This window comes from Cyclobacterium sediminis (genome assembly GCF_054781075.1).
Genome location: NZ_BAAGVC010000004.1, coordinates 57,432 through 77,085, shown reverse-complemented (window position 1 = coordinate 77,085; position 19,654 = coordinate 57,432). Strand labels below are relative to the sequence as shown.

Genomic DNA, 19,654 nt, shown 5'->3' with positions numbered 1-19,654 from the left:
GGTATGGGAATACCAAAACCGAAGCCCGACAATAAAATAGAAGTAAGGCAAACCCAAAAGAATCTTCTAATCAGATGCTTAAATTACTAAAAAATAACACGACCCTAAAAGCCGCTCCAAATTCAATAGCCAGCGACTCCCCCTTAGCGAAAGGGGGTTAAGCCTGTCCCGACTTTAATCGGGAGGGGATTTGTTGGAAAAACCGAAATTCTTTGCAACGTCGAAATCGTATAAGTAAATATGATTTTGTCAGCATTGTTGCAGAAAAAGCGCGACAATGCCGCCAAAATCAAGATCGTATAGCTTTCCATTACCACGGACTTCACCCGTGGCTATTATAGTTTCAGCCCTTCAGGCTTCTTCGTTTAGGTTTGGTAATACCAAAATCGAAGCCCGACAGTAAAATAGTAGGAAAGCAAACCCAAAAGAATCACCTAATCAGTAGAAGAATGCTATTCCGGGGGCTGAGTGGAGTCGAAGCCAATAACTGTATTAGAACCTAGGGATTAAGAGATATAGTTATTTCTTTAGTTTTCAGCATTTGTTTTAGGGATTTACTTTTATTGTTTCCGGATATTCATCAATGATCTTTCCATTTTCATTGATCATTAGGAAATGTTGGTGACTGCCCTGAAGTGTAGCGATAATGGCGGAATTTTCTTCAGCAGATTTCCTGAGGTACCAAACTTCCTCCGGACTTTTGGGCTTCTTTTTTTCCACGCCCCAAGAACCATCACCTAGGTACACAATGCCTCTAGGATCGATATTATCCCGGAGCAGGGGATAGCTTCGTTTGTAAGTATGGTCATCATTTTCTAGGGCTACACGTACCCCATATTCCTCAAATAAGGGCACCCAATGTGTATGGACTTCTTGAGACCAAAATTGGTTGCGGTTTCCCCCGGGCTGAACACGGCCGGAAGGGTAGGCAGGCTTGTGGTAAACCGGTATGATATTGGCGATGTCTTTTCTTTCTTCCAAGCGTTCTTGAAGCCAATTTGTTTGACTTCCACTAATAAGGTTGCTATGAGAGCTGTCCAGTATAAATAAGCTTAGGTAATTGCCAAAGTCAATCACTCCATAACCAGGCTGGCCGGGGAAGGCAAATAGTCTGTAGAAAAATGGTGCTTTTTCAAGTCGCATTTCATCGGTAGGCTCTTCCATTTCTCCACGTTTTACCTTAGCTATAAATGCCGGCATGCCTATGCCTTTGTTGATATTGCTTTCTGAAGCAGGGTAATGGTGATTGATCACATCATGGTTCCCTATGCCAACAACCAGTGGTACCACGCGGCCATCTTCAGTAACCAAGTCACGCATAATACCTTCAAACCACTGGTACCAGGCGGCTATATTTTCCTTTTTACCATTGGCATAGGCCAGATCGCCACCCCAAACAATAAAATCCGGATTATAATGCATGGCAGCTTGATTCATTTTTCTAAACATTTCTCCCTGGGAGGTATCTCCACCTGCAGCAAATCGGATAGGGCGGTCATTGGTCTTGGGCATGGTTCGGAAATAGAAAACCCTACTAAATTCTCCTACACGAAATTCATAGTTTACATCAGGTTTTAAACCTGTCAGTTCTAAACGGTGGATTTTACGATCCGAAAAGGGAAAATCAAAAGCAAGGGAAGTAAGGGATGTCCAGCTACCGGTTCCTTTTTCCCTGAAATGCAACAAATCAATCGCCTGATCCTCAGCCTTTGTATGCCAGTCGATGGTCATGGTGCTGGTAGGGTCATTTTGCCATGTGAGGAATAAACCGACCGGTGAAGTTTGTGCCGATGCCTGCAGGGCAAATAAAAAAAATAGAATTGGTGTAAGGAGTTGAAGCCTTAGGAATCTGTTCATCGCTTTGGTCATTGTGAATTTGTTTTACCAAATATACCCCAAAATCTAAAAATGGTCTATTGACAATAATTAAGGGATTGTTAAGGCTGATGAATTAATCCAGTAGCTAATAGAAAGGATCCCATATTTTATTGGCAAGCCTAGCTTATCTTGGAAGCGAGGAGACAGATGAGTAGGTCTAAATTTATTCTATTTAACATAATATAAATTATATAACATATATAGTGATTTGTGATCAGACGAATAGCGGATGATTAACATGAAATCAGTTATAGGACGTTAGATGTTATGATTAAGCAAATCAAGGGTTCAATTAACCAAACTTTTTTTCCTCAATTAAGATCTTGAAGTTTCTGGACTCATACATAGTCCAAAAAATTAAAACAGCCACGCAAGAATTATTAATGCTAAAATCCTTGCGCAGCTTTCAAAGGTTCATTGGGTGATTATCAAGTATTGCCTGCTCTTTTTAAAACATGTTTTACTAGGCTGATTCCCCCGCCCACAGCCATTCCTGTGCTGATCCAGAATGTAAGTTGGCTGTTCATGTCTACTTTTAGGAAGCCAAGCATGGTGATGCCTATGCTTAAACCTATGGCGATACCGATAGCGGTTCCTATGGCTACTCCTTTGTTGTTCCGATTTGTATATTTCTGTCTGTTGTCATGGTATTTCTGTTTTATTTATGGATGGATTGTACTTTATCGGTTAAGATTAATCTGTTAGGTCTTTATAAGCCTCTGGATCTAAAATTTCATGCCTATGTAGATATTGGGTTCAAAGAGGAAATAATTTCTCCATTTATCATCCAGGGCTTTAAAATCTTCCGGTGTATTGGTGTCCAATACCCAAAACTGAGAATGAACCTGAGGTTCTATAAAGAAACGTTTGCTTTTACCAAATCCAATATGGTAGCCAAGGTGAAAGGAATTGTACAGCTTAAAGCCATTGTCAATTTTTTCATTGTTCTCATCCAGATAGGTTTTGAACTGAGGCAATACTTCTACCGTGGCAAACAGTCCTTTCCATAACATGCGCTGATAGCTAAAGCCTATGCCGGTTTCCCGTACATGTCCTGGATAAAATTCGCTTCCGGAATCTACCTTGTCCAAAAGCCCGTCCCACCACAATATGCCCATGGGTTGAAATAATCTCCAGCTAGCGAGTTTAAGGCCAATGATGTTTTTGTTGTCTAAGTTGCGTTTTACATGAAGTTCTATATGCTGCGTATGGGTTTGATCGGTCCAGGAATCCTGCACCAATTGAGGTAAAATAATTCCAGGAAGACTAACTCGATATTTATACTTTACAGCGGAACCGATGGCTTTCTCATTGTTGGTTTGAGCAAAGCCGGAAAAAATTTGAAAACAGAAAACGAGAATAAGTAACTTTTTCATGATTAAGATGTTTAATTTATTAAATAAGTTTCTTTGTGATTATCAGTGGACATTTGTTCCAATTGACAGTTCAAATTTGAGAAAGAATACAAGGTCAATCGTCCTGATATGAAATTCTGGACCCTTTGGTGTATTTCAGTACTTTTCAAATTTTGTTTTGATCCGGACCCTATCCAATGGCAAACAATGCCGTGATTATGATGATATCCTGTAAAAAATGGATTAGCCAGGCCCAAAATATGCCTTTGGTTTCAAGTATGGACTTGGCCAAAAACCAACCTAGAAATCCCGAGACAATGGCTCCTGTAAAACCTCCAGGGGTTCCAAAATAGTGCACCGAACCAAATAGCAATCCTGAGACAATGGCGATTTTTTCATCATCGTAGACTCCTTTTAAGGCGACAATTACCCCAATTCTACAGATGCTTTCTTCCACAAATGAATTCACCAAGGCTACCAATACGGCCAAAGGAAGTACTTCTGCTAATTTTGCTAGTGAGGGCTTTGACTCCTCCCCGAAAAGCTGCAAATAAATCACAATCCCAGTTACCAAGGAAATAATAAGGGCCCATTCAATGCCAGCTTTTTTCCAGGTTTCATTTGGCTTTGGTTTGATTCCTAGATAAGGGGCCGGTAGGAATCTTCTATTTGAATCTCCCTTTTGGAAATAGGTTTTGAATACCTCTTTCCTTGAGTAGCTAAAGACCATCAGCATCACCGCAGCTAACAGCAGTGTCACCAATTGATAGCTTAGCTGCTGGTTGATAATCGGGGAAAATTGTTCCGATAATTTAATCCCTCGAAGATGAAAAGCAATGCTTGGTAAGGCCATAGTGGCCAAGATGGTTTGAAGCAATAACCAATAGTTTTTTGCGGATTTCATAGATCTTAGGTGTTAATTTCACGAATAGTCCTTAGGTATTGAGGGTGTTAGCGCTTTTTGCATTCCATTAAAACTTTTACCATCAACATTACCGCATCCTTTGATGCCTCCAATTGATTGAGTGTACCCACCAAATACATATCCAGATCCGGACAATAATACATCGAAGTACCATTCATTCCTGAGTGCCCGATGACTTCCCAATTGGGTAAGATGGGAAAGAGTTGTTTAAAAGAGATTTTCCGTAAACCATAGCCATAGGACATGCCTTTGGTTTCCTTGACCCACTTTTGCATCTCTTTAAAGGTTTCGGCCGAGAGCAAATCTCCTTCCCTTAGGGCGATTTGAAAACGGATCAAATCATTACTTGTAGAAACAATGGCACCACCGGCCCAATCTGCACTTAAACTTTTAATCGTGCTAATTTCGTGTGTGCCGGCATACATTTCAGCCATCTGAGCGGTAGGTTGAATGGGTTTAGACCTTAAGTTGAGGTAGGTATGATCCATCTTAAGAGGTGTAAAAATATGCTTAAGGAAAAAATCGTGAAGCTCCATTTCACCAATGTTTTCAATGATCAAACCCAATAAAACATATTCCGTATCGGTGTAATAATAGTCAGTGCCCGGAGCAAAAGTAGGTTTGAAATGATCCTTTGAAAAGGCAATTAATTCTTCCGGTTCCCAGAATCGGTTGGGTTCGGTTACTATTAAATCAAGCATCCCCGGTGAACCGTCTATGGGTTCCTCAAGATAATCGGGAATTCCGGAGGTATGCTGCAATAGATGTGAAACCCTGATCGAATCCCCATAATCCACCCCATCGAGAATATGCAATCCATCCATTAGCTCAGGAGATAAATATTTCGCTATTGGATCTTCGAAATTGATTTTCCCTTGATCCACCAGCATCCCAATAGCAGTTGCCGTAAAGGTCTTTCCTATGCTGGCAGTATAAAATGGGTTTTGGGTGCTCACTTCCCTCCCATCCTTGAATGCTCCTTTGGCCACATGCCATTCGAAATTATCGGAGGGAGAATAAAGGGACAGGAATACATTGTGTACATTTTCCTTTTTCAATTCCTTTTCCAATAATCGATCAATCCTTTGAATTACCTTGTCCTGATTTTCTTGTGCAAGCAAGGCAATGGTACTTGTCATGCAAATAAGTAATGTCGCTAACTTTTTCATTTTCTTTTGATTTTGTACGCGACAAAGGTCTTTTCAACTGCGGGGAATATCGTTCTAAATATCTCTTCCGGTGAGATCTCGGACTTCTTCAGCCTTAATAATTGAAAATAATTACTAAAATCCTTGTTGAGGGCTCCCACATTCTTTTTTGACATCATTGAAGCCCTGAATTAGTCCTAAATTTCATAAGCCGGTCCCATTATGCATTCTGAGACGATCGCTATACCTCTGCCCGCTAATTTTGGATCATCTTAAAATTTAAAAACAAAATATAATGACAACGCTATTGGGAAAATTTAAAGTAATGTTGGCCATGGCCTTTTTAATAAGTTTAGCTTCCTGTATTGAGGAGGATGGCAACCCTCCTACGGATGCTAACACGGGATATGATTCTGCGGAAGCCTATTTGGAAGAAATAGGATTTACAGGAAGTGTATTGATCAGCAAAGGAGATGAATATTTATTGAAAAAGGGGTTTGGCATGGCTGATCAAGCCAATAATATCCCAAATGATCCCGGGCTTATCTATCGCATCGGTTCCATTACCAAATCCTTTACCGCCGCGGCGGTGGTCAAGCTCAAAAGAGAGGGATATATCAATAGTTTGGATCAACCTTTAAGTGATTTTGCCCCGGATTTCCCTTATGGAGACCAAATTACCATCCACCATTTGATGAATCATCAGTCCGGTATTCCTGATTATGTGGGGCCAATTGAAGACTATGCTGAGGAAAACAATTACCACTTTGATACCGAGGAAATTTTTGATATCATCCTCGAATCCATTAAAGAGGATGGCTTGGACTTTTCCCCCGGAGAATTCTTCGCTTACTCCAACTCCAACTATTTGATTCTGGGCCTACTTATAGAAGAACTTACCAACCTGTCTTACCAAGAGTATTTAAACCAAAATATTTATGTGCCACTTAATTTTACCCATACGGGCAAAGGTCCTGATACCATAAGCGGAGAAGAGCGGGCCAAAGGCTATGACAATGGGCAGGAAGTAGGTCCTTATCAAATGCAGATTGCCTACAGTGCCGGTGAGATAGAAAGCAATATTGAAGACCTTGAAAAATGGGGAAAAGCACTGCTTTCCAATTTTTTCACTGAAAGTGAAAAGGAATTGGTTTTTGCTGCCCCGCTGGCGCAAAACGACATCAATGTACCCGGAGCCGGATTTTTCACCCTTAAAATCAATGATCAGGTCATTTACCACCATGGAGGCGATATCGATGGTTTTACCAGTCTTTTGGTATTGATACCGGAGTCAGAAGGATTGATCATCCTGCTCAGCAATGAACAAGATAAAAGCGAAGAGCGCTACCAAATCATGGAAGCCATTATCAAAAATGAATTTTAACCTGCAGGATGTAATAGAATTTCCTGAAAAAATTAAATAGGTTACTCTAAGTAACCTATTTAATTTTAATTTTACTCCAAAAACAAATTCTCGTTGACCTCTTTATGGTTTTTTAAGTTAACCCGATGAAAATCAAAAAAGCCCTTGTTTCCTCCAAACCACGCTAAAACTTCGGCTTTATCCAATTTAGTATTCTTCTCCATTTCGCAATATGCATGGTAAGAAGAATATGGATATTTTTCCTCATAGCTTTGTTTCCAGGTTAAAAGGTCCTAAACTTTCCAATATCATAGTCATTAAAGCATCACTATCTAGAGTAGTGCGGGGGTCTGCCAGAGAACGAGGCGGCGACCGGCCTTGCTGGCAGGAGATTTCTGCTGGCTTGATTTTTCTTTGCTTCGTTTCTTTTTAGCAAGTCTTCCCTGAACACCTAAGTGAATCAGGGCCTGCCCTGAAGCCGAGTAACTCAGGGGAAAAGAAAGGAAGCCGCTAAAGCTACCTCTATTGATCAGAACTTAAAGCTTATTATTTACTAATTCTTTACAAATGCCTGGTTGTAAAGCGGTGAGCGGGTTGAAGCGGATATTTTTTATTTTAACTTCATTACTTTTTTGCTACAGTTCAAAAAAGTAATCAAAAAAAACCGCCGCTGTGCATTTTTTGGCTAAAATCCGGCCTCCGCCCGCACATAGGCAAACTCCTCAGGGCAAAATAAATTCGTGTAATTTAAGTATGCTTTCAGGCCCTTCGTCAAACATACCTATGCCTTTGCCAACGCGCTGCCCGAATTTCTTAACGCCAAAACCTGCAAGGCGGAAAGTTATGTGGAAATTAATAGAAATTACAATATAGGTATACCCTTAAACATTCGTACACTTTCCAGTACCAGGATTATTAAAGCATCACTATTGCAAAAAGAGCGGGGGTCTGCCAGAGAACGAGGCGGCGACCGGCCTTGCTGGCAGGAGATTTCTTTGCTTCGTTTCTTTTTAGCAAGTCTTCCCTGAACACCTAAGTGAATCAGGGCCTGCCCTGAAGCCGAGCAACTCAGGGGAAAAGAAATGAAGAGATTAAAAGAACACTTGCCGAATAAAAAAAAATTTAACCTTCCTATTTTATTAGTCTGATTCCATCCAACTCTATATAGTTTTCAGTTTCACGGTGCTTAGATTAACCCAATCAAACTTAATTGATCCGCTAAGGTGTTCAGGGAGTACTTGATGATAAAACGAGCCAAAAAAATCAAGGCTGTCAAACCTTATTTTATTTGAGGGGTTTACTAAAATCTACTCCCATCCCTTCACCTCACTACTTCTCCGATTTCCATGGGTATCAACCCAATAGATATACCAAAGTTTGACATCATCAGGTATAGTAACTTTGCCTTTTGCTTTATCGAGTGGAATCAATTTCCATTCTCTTTCCGGACTTCGCTTTTCATCGCCGGTATAAGCCATATAAATTTTATCCGAAGCATGTGAAATAGAATACTTCACCTTACCCCCTTTGTGTTTTAATTTTACCGAACTAATGAATTCGGATTTGTCTTCCAACTGAGTACTGATAAACCGGTAAATTTCCTCAGGGGCAGCGCCGTGCAGATGACTATGCTTCATTTCCGGTATTAACGTAAATTGTGCATCCTTGGCCAGATTGGCTGTTTTTTGCCAGTTTTCCACGAAATAAGCAAAATCATTGGTGCCATTTACAAACAGCATATCAGCTGTTGCATTTCCCACGTAACTGGAAGGATCCCAAAGTTTTACCCAACGTTGGGTTTCAGCGACCCCAAGAGAATCAAACTGTTTGTCCCAGGCACTGCCTTCTTGTAAAAAGCCACAGCCATATACAGGCACTGCCGCAGCAAAGCGCTGATCAACACCAACTGTCAAATTGGTCAGGTAGCCGCCCCAACTTATGCCTGTAATGGCTGTTTTCTCCGGATTCACTTCCTCAAATGATCTAATAAGGGAATGTGCGCGGATAATATTGGATACAGAATGGAATTGCCATTGTTCGGTAAAAGCCTCATCTAACCTGAAAAATTTGTGGACATCGTCTTGCTTGGGACCACCGTTTTCCATACGGGTTCGTTTGGAACCCCAAGGATTTTCTTGTTCGGCTGTAGGTAATGGTTGATCACCACCAAGATCCATGGCGATGGCTGCATATCCTCTTTCTGCCCATTCCTTTACCCAAATTTGAAAGGCGGTTCCTCCCCCACCGTGTACCAGTACAATACCCGGAAAGTCCCCAGATCCTACATTTTCCGCCCCAATTGTGGCCGGACTAGCATAGTAGGCGAATACTTCCGTCACCTTTCCTTCATATTTCTCACCCGTATAGCGCAAAGACCAAACAGAGTCCGATTGGTTCAGCCATTCAAATTCCGGAGCTTGAGATAAGGTTGATAGGTCCCAAGGTATTTTACCTTTAAGCGCTGGAGGCAGGGAAAGTCCCGTTTGGGCCATTACAAGCCCCCGCAATAAGAATAGGGTTAATCCGATTATAATGGGTTTTTTCATGCCAATGATTTTTGGAATAATTTGTTCCAAAATAAGAATAATTTGACTGAAATCATGAAGAATTAAAAATGAATGTTAGGTTCTGAAATAGTTTAATTACAATGTTTTAACCAATTATTTGAAGAAAGATTTATTCGTTTTCATTCAAAACGATATCTTTAGCAAAGGAAAAATACCTTAAATTTTTCTAATTGATATTTCATTTGATTCGTCCAGCTTTTAGAAAATTGGTAGGTTTTAAATGAATTGAAGATGGATTAACCTTAAATAGATATTAAAAAAACATGGCAATTTTTAGACAATTTACAGCGAATAGCATTTCTATGAAACCCTATCCTTTTTGGAAGGAATTGGCTATGGAAGCTTATCTGTTGGAAAATGAGGATATTTTAAAGTTGGATGAACAGAATTTCTCAGAAGTAGAAGTGTTAGATGCAGAATTAGCTTTGAAAAGTGGAAGGAAAACGGGTGATGGACGAATCGATATTCTTGCTAAATACGGTGGAGAGTATTTGGGAATTGTGGAAATCAAATTGAATGAAATCGATGAGTTAAGTCTTAGTCAACTTGAAGATTATCTTTCTGTCAGTACTCAGATACTGTCTTTGGGAGATTATTGGAATGAAAATACTGCACCAAAATGGGTTGGACTTCTAGTGGGTTCATCTATCAGTGCTGGGCTACAAGAGCGTTTATCCCAAGGTTATGAATTTAAAGAAATCCCAATTGCTGGAATGACAATCAAGCGATTTCGGAGTGATAAAAATGAGGTTTTTGTGATTTCCGATACCTATTTCAATTTTTCCTACTCTAACAAAGATTATTCAAAATTCATTTTCAAAGGAAAAGAATATAATAAAGGCAGACTTGTCAATGCAGTGGTTAGAGCGCATGTAGAAAGGAATCCTGAAATCACCTATTCAGAATTAAAACATGATTTTCCTGATTATATTCAAGGGAGCTTTGGTGTAGTGGATTTAACGAGCAATGCTGAAGATATATACCAACGTTTGGGTCATAAGAGACATTACATAAAGGAAGATGAGGTTATCCAGCTTCAGGATCAGGCTATTTCAACCTGTAACCAATGGCATCCTGAAAATATCAAGTCATTCATAAATCAGGCCGAGAAATTAGGATGGAGGATAGAGTTGAAATAGCTTAACTCGCAGTATAAAATTTCGATATTTGATTTTGTCAGTATTGTTGCAGAAAAAAGGCAACAATACCGTCAAAACCGTGTTGTTCTCATTGTTTTACCATGTGCTGGTGCCTATGGCTATAAATGTATCACTCCTTCAGGGTTTATCGTATTTAGAGCCGTCACAATTTACATCATCATAAGAAATTAAACTTTTAAGAGTTAGATGAAGTTCTAAGACCTTAGGAAAAGCAAATCTGATAATTATCGAGTTAAACGACCCCTTAGGGGTCGAATCATTTTTCGGGGTTCATTTATAAAAAATAGGATTCTGACAAGACAAAATTATAAGGTGTTGGTATGGGTAGCAAATCATATAAACCTATAATAAAGCCTACTTATTAAATCATCTTTACGGGTTTTCTAAGGCAATAATAGTATCTGCGGCTTTTAATACATCTAATGACATTGGTAAATCATTTTGATTAGGTAAATTTGATAACAATAATAGCCTAAATCAATCTTATAAATTGATTTTTTTATCAGGAAATTTTGAAACGCTTTAAATGGTTAGCAAGTTCTCGCTTACTGGCATAAACCACTCCCTGAAGGTGCATAAATGTGGTTTCAGGAGAATTCAAATGTAATTTATCACCCCTATAATTACTAACCGGTAAATTCAACTCCTCAAAAATTAATCGAGTGGCTGCAAAATCCCATATGCTACCCCCTCCTTTTTTCGCTTTTGGAAATTTAAAATAACAGGAATCCCTATGGGCAAAAACAGATAAAGCATTACGGACCGCACCATAGCCAAAATGATATACCACTTCCCCGTAATTTTGCGAATCAGCCCATTGTTTCAGGTAAGTTCCTAAATCATTAAAATAGCTTTCGCCTTGCATGCTTCTGTCCATATAAACATGTAAAGAAATGTCTGCTGAAGGCTTTGGAAGAAAAGACTCCCCATTCAAATATAGCCCCTGCCCTTTGATGGCACTGTAACACAAATCCTCATCAGGAACATATACGACCCCGATAACAGGGTCCCCGGATTTGGAGATAAGAGCGATAGAAACCGCATATCCGGGACGTTGCTCGGTAAAAGGTAAAGTGCCATCGAGAGGATCAATGCACCAAAAATAATCCTTCTCTAAACGGGATTGGTCATCTGCTGCTTCCTCTGTAAGCAAACCCAAGTCATGTTGATTTACGCTTGAAGCCAAATGCTTTAAAATTATGGCCTGTGCCTTATAATCTACTTCAGTCACTACCTGTGAAGCCAGAGAATGCCCACCTTCTTTTTTTCGTCGATGATATGCTGCATCAACTTGAGATTGTATCCATTTTCCTGCAGCAATACTTGCCTCAATGGCTTGCAGGCAAAGCTTATCTAAAACGGTTTTTTCGAACATTTATTCACTTTCTAGTTCTTCTATTACTGCTTGTGTGAGCTTTTCGCTGTATCCATGCATCTTCCAATGCCCTGTACTCCAGCCATCCAGGAAACGGTAAAGGTCAGCCCAAGCGAACTTATATAGGCTGGCCCACTCTTCTTTAACCTCCTGAAATTCAATGGTATTACCCATTTCTTCTTCAAGGGAATTAAAGTAATGGTCAAGTAATTCTTCCTCAAATTGTTCGCAAGCTTCTTCTTCAAAGCAACTGCTGATAAAATAGGCCACATCTTTGATTCCACAACCTTTGCCAACATATTGAAAATCCACTGCTGCCACTTGATTATTTGGCCCAAAGCAGAAATTCGCCAGCTTGGCATCCCCATGAACTAAGCTCTGGAACTTCGCTTCATTCAGTTTTTTGTCAATTTTCGGAGCGACTTTTTGCAAGGGCTTATTGGTCATTTTGGCCAATTCCTCTGGTCGAGTATCCAAGTACCAATAAGTACCCTTTTTCCATAGTCCTTTAGGAGAAACTTTCATAAATACGGCATGAAAATGTGCCAGCCAGCTTAAACAGTTTTTGGCCGCTAAAAGGCTTACCGTCTGAGGTGTCTTGCGGATCGGGAAACCCAAAGCATTGAGGTCTTCCATAATTAGCAAACGTGTGTTTTCGCCGGCTTCTTCATACAATAATTGCGGGACTTTACAGTTTGGGTTGGTTAAGGAGGCATAATGTTTATACCAATTACTTTCTATTGCATAGGATTTGACCTTTCTTTGATGCGACAAATCTGTATTCCAGCCCCTAGGGTGGTTGTCGGATTTCGGCAATTCAATATGTTTTACAATGACCGAACTGTGCTTACCTCCTTCCAAATAATAGCGCTTGATGGTGCCATAACCACTCCATAAGGTCTGCACCTGTGTTGTGTCGTGAATGGCTTTGGCACCGGTACAATTTAGAATTTCAGATTCAATGGAAGACATGCTATTGTTTGGGGAAATGGTTTATATTGTTGAAGTAGGCCAATAAGGAAATCTGGATATTTTTACTTTCTCGCTTAAGCAAACTGAAATCCAAATTACCGAAATTTTCTTCTTATAGACGAATTCTTCATGGAATTTGAGAAATATTGTAAATCCCTCTTCAAACGGACAAAGCAGGATTTTCGCAAATGGGAATTTATGCTTATTTCCTACAATTCATCGGGTTGATAAAGTTAGCAGGTAGAACGCATCCGCTAAATACAACATGCACAAATCCCCCTTTTAAGGGGGTCAGGGGGATTTTTAGGTGAATAATATTAAATAAAATAATAAAAATTTATACCCTGAATCAGTGGTTAAAGACTAAAAAACGGCAATTGATTTTGGAGAAAAAGGATCTCTTTTTTCTAAGGTTTTTGGACAGGGATGTCAAGAAATCTATGTCCTATGTTCTACAGGAAATAGGTACTTATATAGATGACTGGGAATTGCAAAATGATGTTCCTAAAACTTCTTTTTAACTTGAGATGTTGCTAAAAAATCCCCCCTTGCCCCCTTGTCAAGGGGGATTTTTGGAAATGAGTATTGTATGCTTATTTACTATAATTCAGCAGATTGATAAAGTTATCAGGTAGAACGCATTCGCTAAATGTAACGTGCACAAATCCCCCTTTTAAGGGGGTCAGGGGGATTTTTAGGTGAATAATATTATTAAATAACTATTGAAATAGACGGATAATTATACAACTAATTCAGGTTGACAATGCATTTTAACAATTTGAAATCAACCGGTGTAAGGGCGAAAAACTTCGCCTACTGTAAAAGTTTCTATAAAAATGGCAAGCCTGATGCGGGTTTTTAGGTTCAGTAAGGTTAAATTACCAGCTCAAAATGCTAACACCACTAATTATTCACAAAAGACCATGACCAGCTTGCACAGATTACCCAAATTTGTTTATTTGAATTTTTCCGCTTGCCAAAAATATTTGAGTTATAGCCTTTTCATTTTTTTACTAATCAGCATTTCTTGCGAAAAAAAGCAAAATGAATTACCTGCATCCGATGTAGGCAATGGTGGATTGATTCTGCCGGCTGGATTTGAGGCCTTGGTCGTCATCGACAGTGTAGGCCCTACCCGGCATATTGCCGTCAATGATAATGGAGATATTTATGCCAAACTGCGCTTTTCACGGGATAAGCATGGAGGTACCATTGGTCTTAGGGATCTTAATGGGGATGGAAAAGCTGACTCAGTGGTCCGTTTTGGAGACTATGAAGATGTTGGCGGTTCTGCGGTAGGAGTTACCATTTATAATGGATATTTATACACGAGCACTGTTAACCAGGTCTTGAGAAATAAACTAAGCCCCGGAGAATTGGTGCCTAGTAGCAGAACAGAAGTTATCCTAACAGATACTCATCCCAATGTAGCCCGTAACTGGCATACGACAAAACCAGCTGCATTTGATGGAAAAGGAAACATGTATATTCCGTTTGGATCACCTTCTGATGCCGGGCAGGATATTGAAATATATGGTCCAACGGGGACCCCTGAGGGAAAGGGGTTGGACCCAAGTCCGGAAAGGGAGATGAATGCCGGGGTATGGAAGTTTGATGCCAACCGAGAAGGCCAAGTCCAATCAGATGGAGTCAAATTTGCAACCGGCCTTCGCAGTATTGTGGGCATGACTTGGAGTCCATTGGATAATCAACTCTATGGAGTAGTCAATGGAATAGATAATTTTCACACCCTTTATCCAAAGCTTTACTCTTCCTGGCAGGCAGCAGTGCTTCCTTCCGAGAAATTAGTTAAAATAACCCAAGGAGCTGATTTTGGATGGCCTTATGCCTATTATGATCATTTCCAAGGCAAAAATGTATTGTCGCCCGGCTATGGTGGAGATGGCAAAATAGTAGGTAGGGCTTCCAAGTTTGACCTACCTGTAGTTGGATTTCCAGGTCATTGGGCTCCTATGGAACTGTTGTTTTACCAAGGAGACCAATTTCCGGCTCGCTACCAAGAGGGTGTTTTTATTGCCTTTCACGGCTCCACAGATCGCTCGCCATATCCACAATCAGGTTTTATAGTCGCTTTTGTTCCTTTAGTGGATGGCGTAGCAGCTGATTGGGAGGTATTTGCGGATGGTTTTGCCGGAGTAGATACCGTAGAAAATACAGGAGATGCCTTATACAGACCTATGGGATTGGCCGAAGGTCCGGATGGATCCCTTTATATATCCGATTCCAATAAAGGCAAAATTTGGCGGGTCATGTACAAAGGAAGTAAAGCGGAGTTTGGTGAAAAGCAACTGAAAGAAATGGACCAACTAACCGCAGATAAAACATACATCAAAACACCTGTTGAAGGAGTGGATAATTTGGATAAAGGCTCACTGCTTGAAGGAGGCATTCTTTACAATACCTACTGTGCTACCTGTCATCAACGAAATGGGCAAGGGGATAATAACCGCTTCCCTCCCCTCGCTCAATCTGAGCGTGTGTTAGGAGACCCTAAAATCCTCGTGGAGTCAATTTTAAATGGCATACAAGGAGAAATCACTGTTCGAGGAAAAACTTTTAACGGCTATATGCCTCCCCATGCAAATATTCTGGATGATCTTGCGGTAGCTTCTATCACCACTTATATCCGAAACAGATGGGGAAACAAAGCCAGTCCCATCAACCCTAGTGAAGTCACTAAAATCAGGGCAAAAGTGGTAAAGTAAATTACTAGGTTCTCGTTTGCAAAAACTTTATTAATTTACACACAGTCAACCCTAGAAAACTGTAAAATGAAAGCCAACTTCTCAGCAAGACCCCAAAAATGGACTTACCCTTTACCTTACGGGTTGCTCCTAATGATTCTACTTTTGTTATGGTGTGGAAGCTGTAGTTCAAAAAAAGAGGATAGCTATTCCAATTGGGGCATTTATAAAGCCGATAATGCAAGTACCAGTTACTCGAAACTTGATCAAATCAACAAGGAAAATATATCCCAACTTACTGTGGCCTGGGTTTTTGAACCCAATGACAGCATTACCGGGGACAGACCACAAAACAGTGAAAGCAACCCGATTGTCATAGATGATGTCTTGTACAGCACCTCTGCAAGAGGCCGACTATTTGCTATTGATGCCGCCAATGGAGAATTAAAATGGAGTTTTGATCCTTTTGATGGTGAGCGAGGAGGCGGAATCAAAAGAGGTGTAGCGTATTGGGAGGATGGAACAGACAAACGTATTCTTTTTACCGGTGGGGATAAACTTTTTGCTATTGATGCTTCTACCGGAATTCCAATCTCCTCTTTTGGAAACGAAGGTAAGGTGGACTTAAATGAAGGTATGCGTGGTGATCCGGATAAAATATCGGTGATCCCTACTTCACCGGGTATTATTTTCGAAGATTTATTAATCTTGGGCACTGAGGTTTCAGAGCTCTATGGTGCAGAGCCGGGGCATGTTAGGGCCTATAATGTACGATCTGGTGAGTTGGTTTGGACTTTTCATACGATCCCATTACCAGGACAAGTTGGCTATGAATCATGGCCAAAGGATGCATACAAGTATGCCGGTGGTGCCAACAGCTGGGGAGGTTTTAGTTTGGATGCTTCCCGTGGGATGGTCTTCTTTTCTACCGGATCCCCGGCTTACGATTATTATGGAGCAGACCGCAAAGGAAAAAACTTGTTTGGCAACTCCATAGTGGCCGTCGATGCCCGAACGGGCGCATACATCTGGCACTTTCAGACGGTACATCACGATCTTTGGGACTACGATTTGCCTGCACCTCCCAATTTGGTAACCGTAAAGCATGATGGCAAAAATATAGATGCCGTAGCTCAAACTTCCAAAGTAGGATTTCTTTATGTACTGGACCGAGAAACCGGAGAGTCTTTATTTCCAATCGAAGAAAGGCCTGTACCAGCTTCCGATGTTCCCGGTGAAGAAGCTTGGCCGACTCAGCCCTTTCCACTAAAACCTGCACCCTATACCAAGCAATATTTGGACGAAACAGATCTTGCCAATTACTCGCCTTCCTCTCGGGATTCGTTGGTAAAATTATTTCGGTCTTATCGATATGAGGGACTTTTTACACCTCCATCCTTGAGAGGAACCTTACAGTTTCCGGGTTCACGCGGAGGATCAAGTTGGGGTGGTGCGGCTTTTGATGCCAGCACCGGCCTGCTATATGTTAGATCATATAATTCACCGGAAATCATGCTCATGAAGAAGGTAGAGCCGGAAAATGCCATCACCAACCTGTCCGTTTATAGGAAAGGAGAATCGATATATAACACCTATTGTGTCAGTTGCCATGGACGAGATCGAAATGGAGATGAGCAAGGAAATCCTTCCCTAGTGGGATTAAAAGGTCGAATCAGCGAAGGTGATGTGCTTAACAAAATAAAGCAAGGAGGAGGTAAAATGCCTAGTTTTTCCAGTGTAATAACTGATAAAACCAAGGAAGAAGCTATTTTGTCTTACCTCTTCGAGAATGAAAGCAAAGGAAGCCCCCAACAAGAAAAATCTTTGTTAGAAGAAATAAATAATAACCAAGGAGCATCACCATCCGGCCAAACCAAAGGCAGTCTTAGCAGGTACCTGAACCTTACAGCTTACGGGTATTTCAGAGATTCGAAAGGAAGACCGGGTATAAAACCACCTTGGGGAAAGCTGCATGCAATTAATTTAAATACAGGAGACTATGCCTGGAGTGTTCCTCTGGGCAATAAGCCTGAGCTACAAGAAGGTATACAAGAGACGGGTGAAGCGGGTTCTGCCGGTCCCACAGTTACTGCAGGAGGACTTGTTTTTATAGCAGGAACGCGGGACAACAAATTCCGGGCTTTTGACAAAGATACGGGAAAAAAGCTTTGGGAAATCGACTTACCCGGGTTTGCCAATGCCAATCCAAGTACCTATATAGTGGATGGCAAACAGTACATCGTACTTTCCGTTGGTGGGAATTCAAAAAATACAGCCGGATCGGTAATGGCATTTTCATTGCCGGATTGATTAAAACAAAACATTTAGGCATTGTTTTCTCACTGCTATCTATTAAGGGTTAAAATAAATTTTGTCTTCTAAAATAGTTGTACCTACTAATGTGAGGGCTTTTTAAAGCTAAAGCAATAAAAATTGTGTAAATTCAAATTCTAAACAACGCAATCATGAAAAAGAATATTTTAATTGGAGCAGGTGTAATTGTTTTAATTTTTATTATTTGGGTAATCTACGGATTATTTATAGCCACACCGGCAAGTCCTCCATCCACTACAACTTACAATGAAGGTGGATTGGAAATTACTGTTGATTACAGCCAACCATCCAAAAAAGGCAGGCTAATTTTTGGAGAAGCAGAAGACGATGCCCTACAACCATATGGTCAATATTGGCGATTAGGAGCCAATGCTGCCACAGAAATCAGTTTTAACAAAGATGTTGTCTTTGGTGGAAAGCCGTTGGAAGCAGGTACTTATAGGATGTATGCAGTTCCGGGCCCTGATGTATTTAAAGTCACCTTAAACAGTGAAGTTGATGTATTCTTTGGTGTAGCAGAACCTGATCATGAACTTGATGTTTTGACTGTAGAAGCACCCGTAGAGCAGAATCCTACGATTGTTGAGACTTTTACCATTGCCATTGAGTCTTCAGGACCCGGTGCAGTGATCAACTTTAAATGGGACGATGTGATCTTTACCATACCAGTAGCCCTTCAATAAACAATGGGCTTCTCCAAAAAGAAATGGCTGTGGTTGGCCTTTTCAATATTGCTTTTTCTAGGATTTAGCTATTGGCTGATTGGAAAAATACAATATCGACTGCATGTAATGGACGTGGAAGCCTACGAACCTGTGTCTACTTTAAAGGTTCCGGAACATCTATTGACCCAAGCCAAATATCCATTCGTAGATGTTCACAATCATCAATTTACCATGCCCATCCAAAACCTTGATAAATTGGTGGCCGAAATGGATGAGCTTAATATGGCCGTAATGGTTAATTTGAGTGGTTTTAGGGGGAAGTACCTCGAATGGTCACTTGATAATGTCAACAAAAAGTATAGCGATCGTTTTGTACTTTTTATGAATATTGACTTTGAAAAATTGGATGATGAAGGTTGGCCGGAAAATTCTCTTGCTATAATGGAGAATGCCGTAAAAATGGGGGCCAAGGGACTAAAGGTTTATAAAAGCCTTGGTTTGACAGATAAAGACAATGAAGGAAACAGGATCCGGGTAGATGATCCTCGATTAGACCCTATATGGGCCAAATGTGGAGAATTAGGGATCCCAGTTTTGATCCACACCGGTGAGCCGGCGGCTTTCTGGCTACCTAAAGACAAATACAATGAACGATGGCTGGAGTTAAAACAGTACCCCAGCAGGTACAAGGACCCAGAAAACAACCCTTCGTTTGAAGAAGTAATGGCCGAACAACATAACATCTTCAGAAAACATCCCCAAACAAAATTTATAGCGGCACACTTGGGTTGGTTTGGGAATGATTTGACACGCTTAGGAAAAATTTTAGATGAAATGCCCAATGTATATACGGAGTTAGGGGCAGTGCTTGCTGAATTGGGAAGGCAACCTATTACCGCCAGAAATTGGTTGATTCAATATCAAGACAGGGTTTTGATGGGAAAAGACAGTTATAATAAGCAAGAGTATTCTACTTATTTTAGGGTTTTGGAGACTTATGATGAATATTTTGATTATTACAGAAAGCGGCATGCCCATTGGAAGATGTATGGCCTAGGCCTCCCCGACCCTGTCCTTCAAAAAATCTACTATAAAAACTCCTTGAAATTGATACCGGGAATTGACGCTTCTTTATTTGAGGAGGTTGTCGATTAATATAATGTCGGAATCACGGATTTTATTGGATTACACGGATTGCACGGATTTT

Annotated in this window: 15 protein-coding genes; 7 read left to right on the top strand and 8 right to left on the bottom strand. The window is 40.5% G+C overall.

The features are described 5' to 3' along the window. Positions 1–546 precede the first annotated feature (546 nt). From ACYVHJ_RS07805 to ACYVHJ_RS07785, 5 genes are all read right to left on the bottom strand, one after another. A complete protein-coding gene (locus ACYVHJ_RS07805) occupies positions 547–1,869 on the bottom strand; it encodes a purple acid phosphatase family protein (RefSeq protein ID WP_460513813.1) in 1,323 nt (440 codons plus the stop codon). A gap of 437 nt (positions 1,870–2,306) precedes the next feature. After that, complete coding sequence (locus ACYVHJ_RS07800; RefSeq protein ID WP_460513811.1) at positions 2,307–2,429, bottom strand: hypothetical protein; 123 nt, start codon at positions 2,427–2,429, stop codon at positions 2,307–2,309. A 174-nt stretch (positions 2,430–2,603) separates the two neighbouring features. After that, positions 2,604–3,254, bottom strand: a complete 651-nt coding sequence (locus tag ACYVHJ_RS07795; protein ID WP_339902451.1) for a hypothetical protein — start codon at positions 3,252–3,254, stop codon at positions 2,604–2,606. A 169-nt stretch (positions 3,255–3,423) separates the two neighbouring features. Next, complete coding sequence (locus tag ACYVHJ_RS07790; protein WP_460513809.1) at positions 3,424–4,137, bottom strand: CPBP family intramembrane glutamic endopeptidase; 714 nt, start codon at positions 4,135–4,137, stop codon at positions 3,424–3,426. Between the two features lie 47 nt (positions 4,138–4,184). Further along, positions 4,185–5,327, bottom strand: coding sequence for a serine hydrolase domain-containing protein (locus tag ACYVHJ_RS07785; protein ID WP_460513807.1), 1,143 nt, complete (start codon positions 5,325–5,327; stop codon positions 4,185–4,187). A gap of 274 nt (positions 5,328–5,601) precedes the next feature. On the opposite strand from ACYVHJ_RS07785, the gene ACYVHJ_RS07780 reads away from it, so the two are divergent. Beyond that, positions 5,602–6,690, top strand: a complete 1,089-nt coding sequence (locus tag ACYVHJ_RS07780; protein ID WP_460513805.1) for a serine hydrolase domain-containing protein — start codon at positions 5,602–5,604, stop codon at positions 6,688–6,690. A gap of 1,286 nt (positions 6,691–7,976) precedes the next feature. Here the strand turns inward: ACYVHJ_RS07780 and ACYVHJ_RS07775 are convergent. After that, a complete protein-coding gene (locus ACYVHJ_RS07775; protein ID WP_460513803.1) occupies positions 7,977–9,215 on the bottom strand; it encodes an alpha/beta hydrolase family protein in 1,239 nt (412 codons plus the stop codon). Between the two features lie 284 nt (positions 9,216–9,499). Here ACYVHJ_RS07775 and ACYVHJ_RS07770 point away from each other — a divergent pair, with 284 nt between their 5' ends. Next, positions 9,500–10,375 carry a PDDEXK family nuclease gene (locus ACYVHJ_RS07770; protein WP_460513801.1) on the top strand — a complete coding sequence of 292 codons (876 nt, stop codon included), beginning with the start codon at positions 9,500–9,502 and terminating at the stop codon, positions 10,373–10,375. 523 nt (positions 10,376–10,898) lie between these two features. On the opposite strand, the gene ACYVHJ_RS07765 is transcribed toward ACYVHJ_RS07770, so the two are convergent. Further along, positions 10,899–11,771, bottom strand: a complete 873-nt coding sequence (locus ACYVHJ_RS07765) for a 3'(2'),5'-bisphosphate nucleotidase CysQ family protein (protein WP_460513799.1) — start codon at positions 11,769–11,771, stop codon at positions 10,899–10,901. Next, the gene (locus ACYVHJ_RS07760; protein ID WP_460513797.1) at positions 11,772–12,743 is read right to left on the bottom strand and encodes a protein kinase family protein; all 972 of its coding nucleotides are present in this window, start codon (positions 12,741–12,743) and stop codon (positions 11,772–11,774) included. A 383-nt stretch (positions 12,744–13,126) separates the two neighbouring features. Here ACYVHJ_RS07760 and ACYVHJ_RS07755 point away from each other — a divergent pair, with 383 nt between their 5' ends. The 5 genes from ACYVHJ_RS07755 (at position 13,127) to ACYVHJ_RS07735 (ending at position 19,602) form a co-directional block, all read left to right on the top strand. Continuing rightward, the gene (locus ACYVHJ_RS07755) at positions 13,127–13,264 is read left to right on the top strand and encodes a hypothetical protein (RefSeq protein ID WP_339903672.1); all 138 of its coding nucleotides are present in this window, start codon (positions 13,127–13,129) and stop codon (positions 13,262–13,264) included. A 465-nt stretch (positions 13,265–13,729) separates the two neighbouring features. Further along, entirely contained in the window at positions 13,730–15,469 is a 1,740-nt protein-coding gene (locus ACYVHJ_RS07750) for a c-type cytochrome (protein ID WP_460513795.1), read from the top strand. Positions 15,470–15,535: 66 nt separating this feature from the next. After that, entirely contained in the window at positions 15,536–17,758 is a 2,223-nt protein-coding gene (locus ACYVHJ_RS07745) for an outer membrane protein assembly factor BamB family protein (protein ID WP_460513793.1), read from the top strand. Between the two features lie 155 nt (positions 17,759–17,913). Further along, complete coding sequence (locus tag ACYVHJ_RS07740) at positions 17,914–18,465, top strand: DUF2911 domain-containing protein (RefSeq protein ID WP_460513791.1); 552 nt, start codon at positions 17,914–17,916, stop codon at positions 18,463–18,465. A gap of 3 nt (positions 18,466–18,468) precedes the next feature. Beyond that, positions 18,469–19,602, top strand: a complete 1,134-nt coding sequence (locus tag ACYVHJ_RS07735) for an amidohydrolase family protein (RefSeq protein ID WP_460513789.1) — start codon at positions 18,469–18,471, stop codon at positions 19,600–19,602. The last annotated feature ends 52 nt before the right edge of the window (positions 19,603–19,654 follow it).

What these genes read in the sequence shown, in the direction of transcription:
- ACYVHJ_RS07735 (WP_460513789.1), top strand. Translation starts at nt 18,469, where the DNA reads ATGGGCTTCTCCAAAAAGAAATGGCTGTGGTTGGCCTTTTCAATATTG.
- ACYVHJ_RS07770 (WP_460513801.1), top strand. Translation starts at nt 9,500, where the DNA reads ATGGCAATTTTTAGACAATTTACAGCGAATAGCATTTCTATGAAACCC.
- ACYVHJ_RS07800 (WP_460513811.1), bottom strand. Translation starts at nt 2,429, where the DNA reads ATGCTTGGCTTCCTAAAAGTAGACATGAACAGCCAACTTACATTCTGG.
- ACYVHJ_RS07785 (WP_460513807.1), bottom strand. Translation starts at nt 5,327, where the DNA reads ATGAAAAAGTTAGCGACATTACTTATTTGCATGACAAGTACCATTGCC.
- ACYVHJ_RS07765 (WP_460513799.1), bottom strand. Translation starts at nt 11,771, where the DNA reads ATGTTCGAAAAAACCGTTTTAGATAAGCTTTGCCTGCAAGCCATTGAG.
- ACYVHJ_RS07780 (WP_460513805.1), top strand. Translation starts at nt 5,602, where the DNA reads ATGACAACGCTATTGGGAAAATTTAAAGTAATGTTGGCCATGGCCTTT.
- ACYVHJ_RS07790 (WP_460513809.1), bottom strand. Translation starts at nt 4,137, where the DNA reads ATGAAATCCGCAAAAAACTATTGGTTATTGCTTCAAACCATCTTGGCC.
- ACYVHJ_RS07775 (WP_460513803.1), bottom strand. Translation starts at nt 9,215, where the DNA reads ATGAAAAAACCCATTATAATCGGATTAACCCTATTCTTATTGCGGGGG.
- ACYVHJ_RS07760 (WP_460513797.1), bottom strand. Translation starts at nt 12,743, where the DNA reads ATGTCTTCCATTGAATCTGAAATTCTAAATTGTACCGGTGCCAAAGCC.
- ACYVHJ_RS07745 (WP_460513793.1), top strand. Translation starts at nt 15,536, where the DNA reads ATGAAAGCCAACTTCTCAGCAAGACCCCAAAAATGGACTTACCCTTTA.
- ACYVHJ_RS07805 (WP_460513813.1), bottom strand. Translation starts at nt 1,869, where the DNA reads ATGACCAAAGCGATGAACAGATTCCTAAGGCTTCAACTCCTTACACCA.
- ACYVHJ_RS07740 (WP_460513791.1), top strand. Translation starts at nt 17,914, where the DNA reads ATGAAAAAGAATATTTTAATTGGAGCAGGTGTAATTGTTTTAATTTTT.
- ACYVHJ_RS07795 (WP_339902451.1), bottom strand. Translation starts at nt 3,254, where the DNA reads ATGAAAAAGTTACTTATTCTCGTTTTCTGTTTTCAAATTTTTTCCGGC.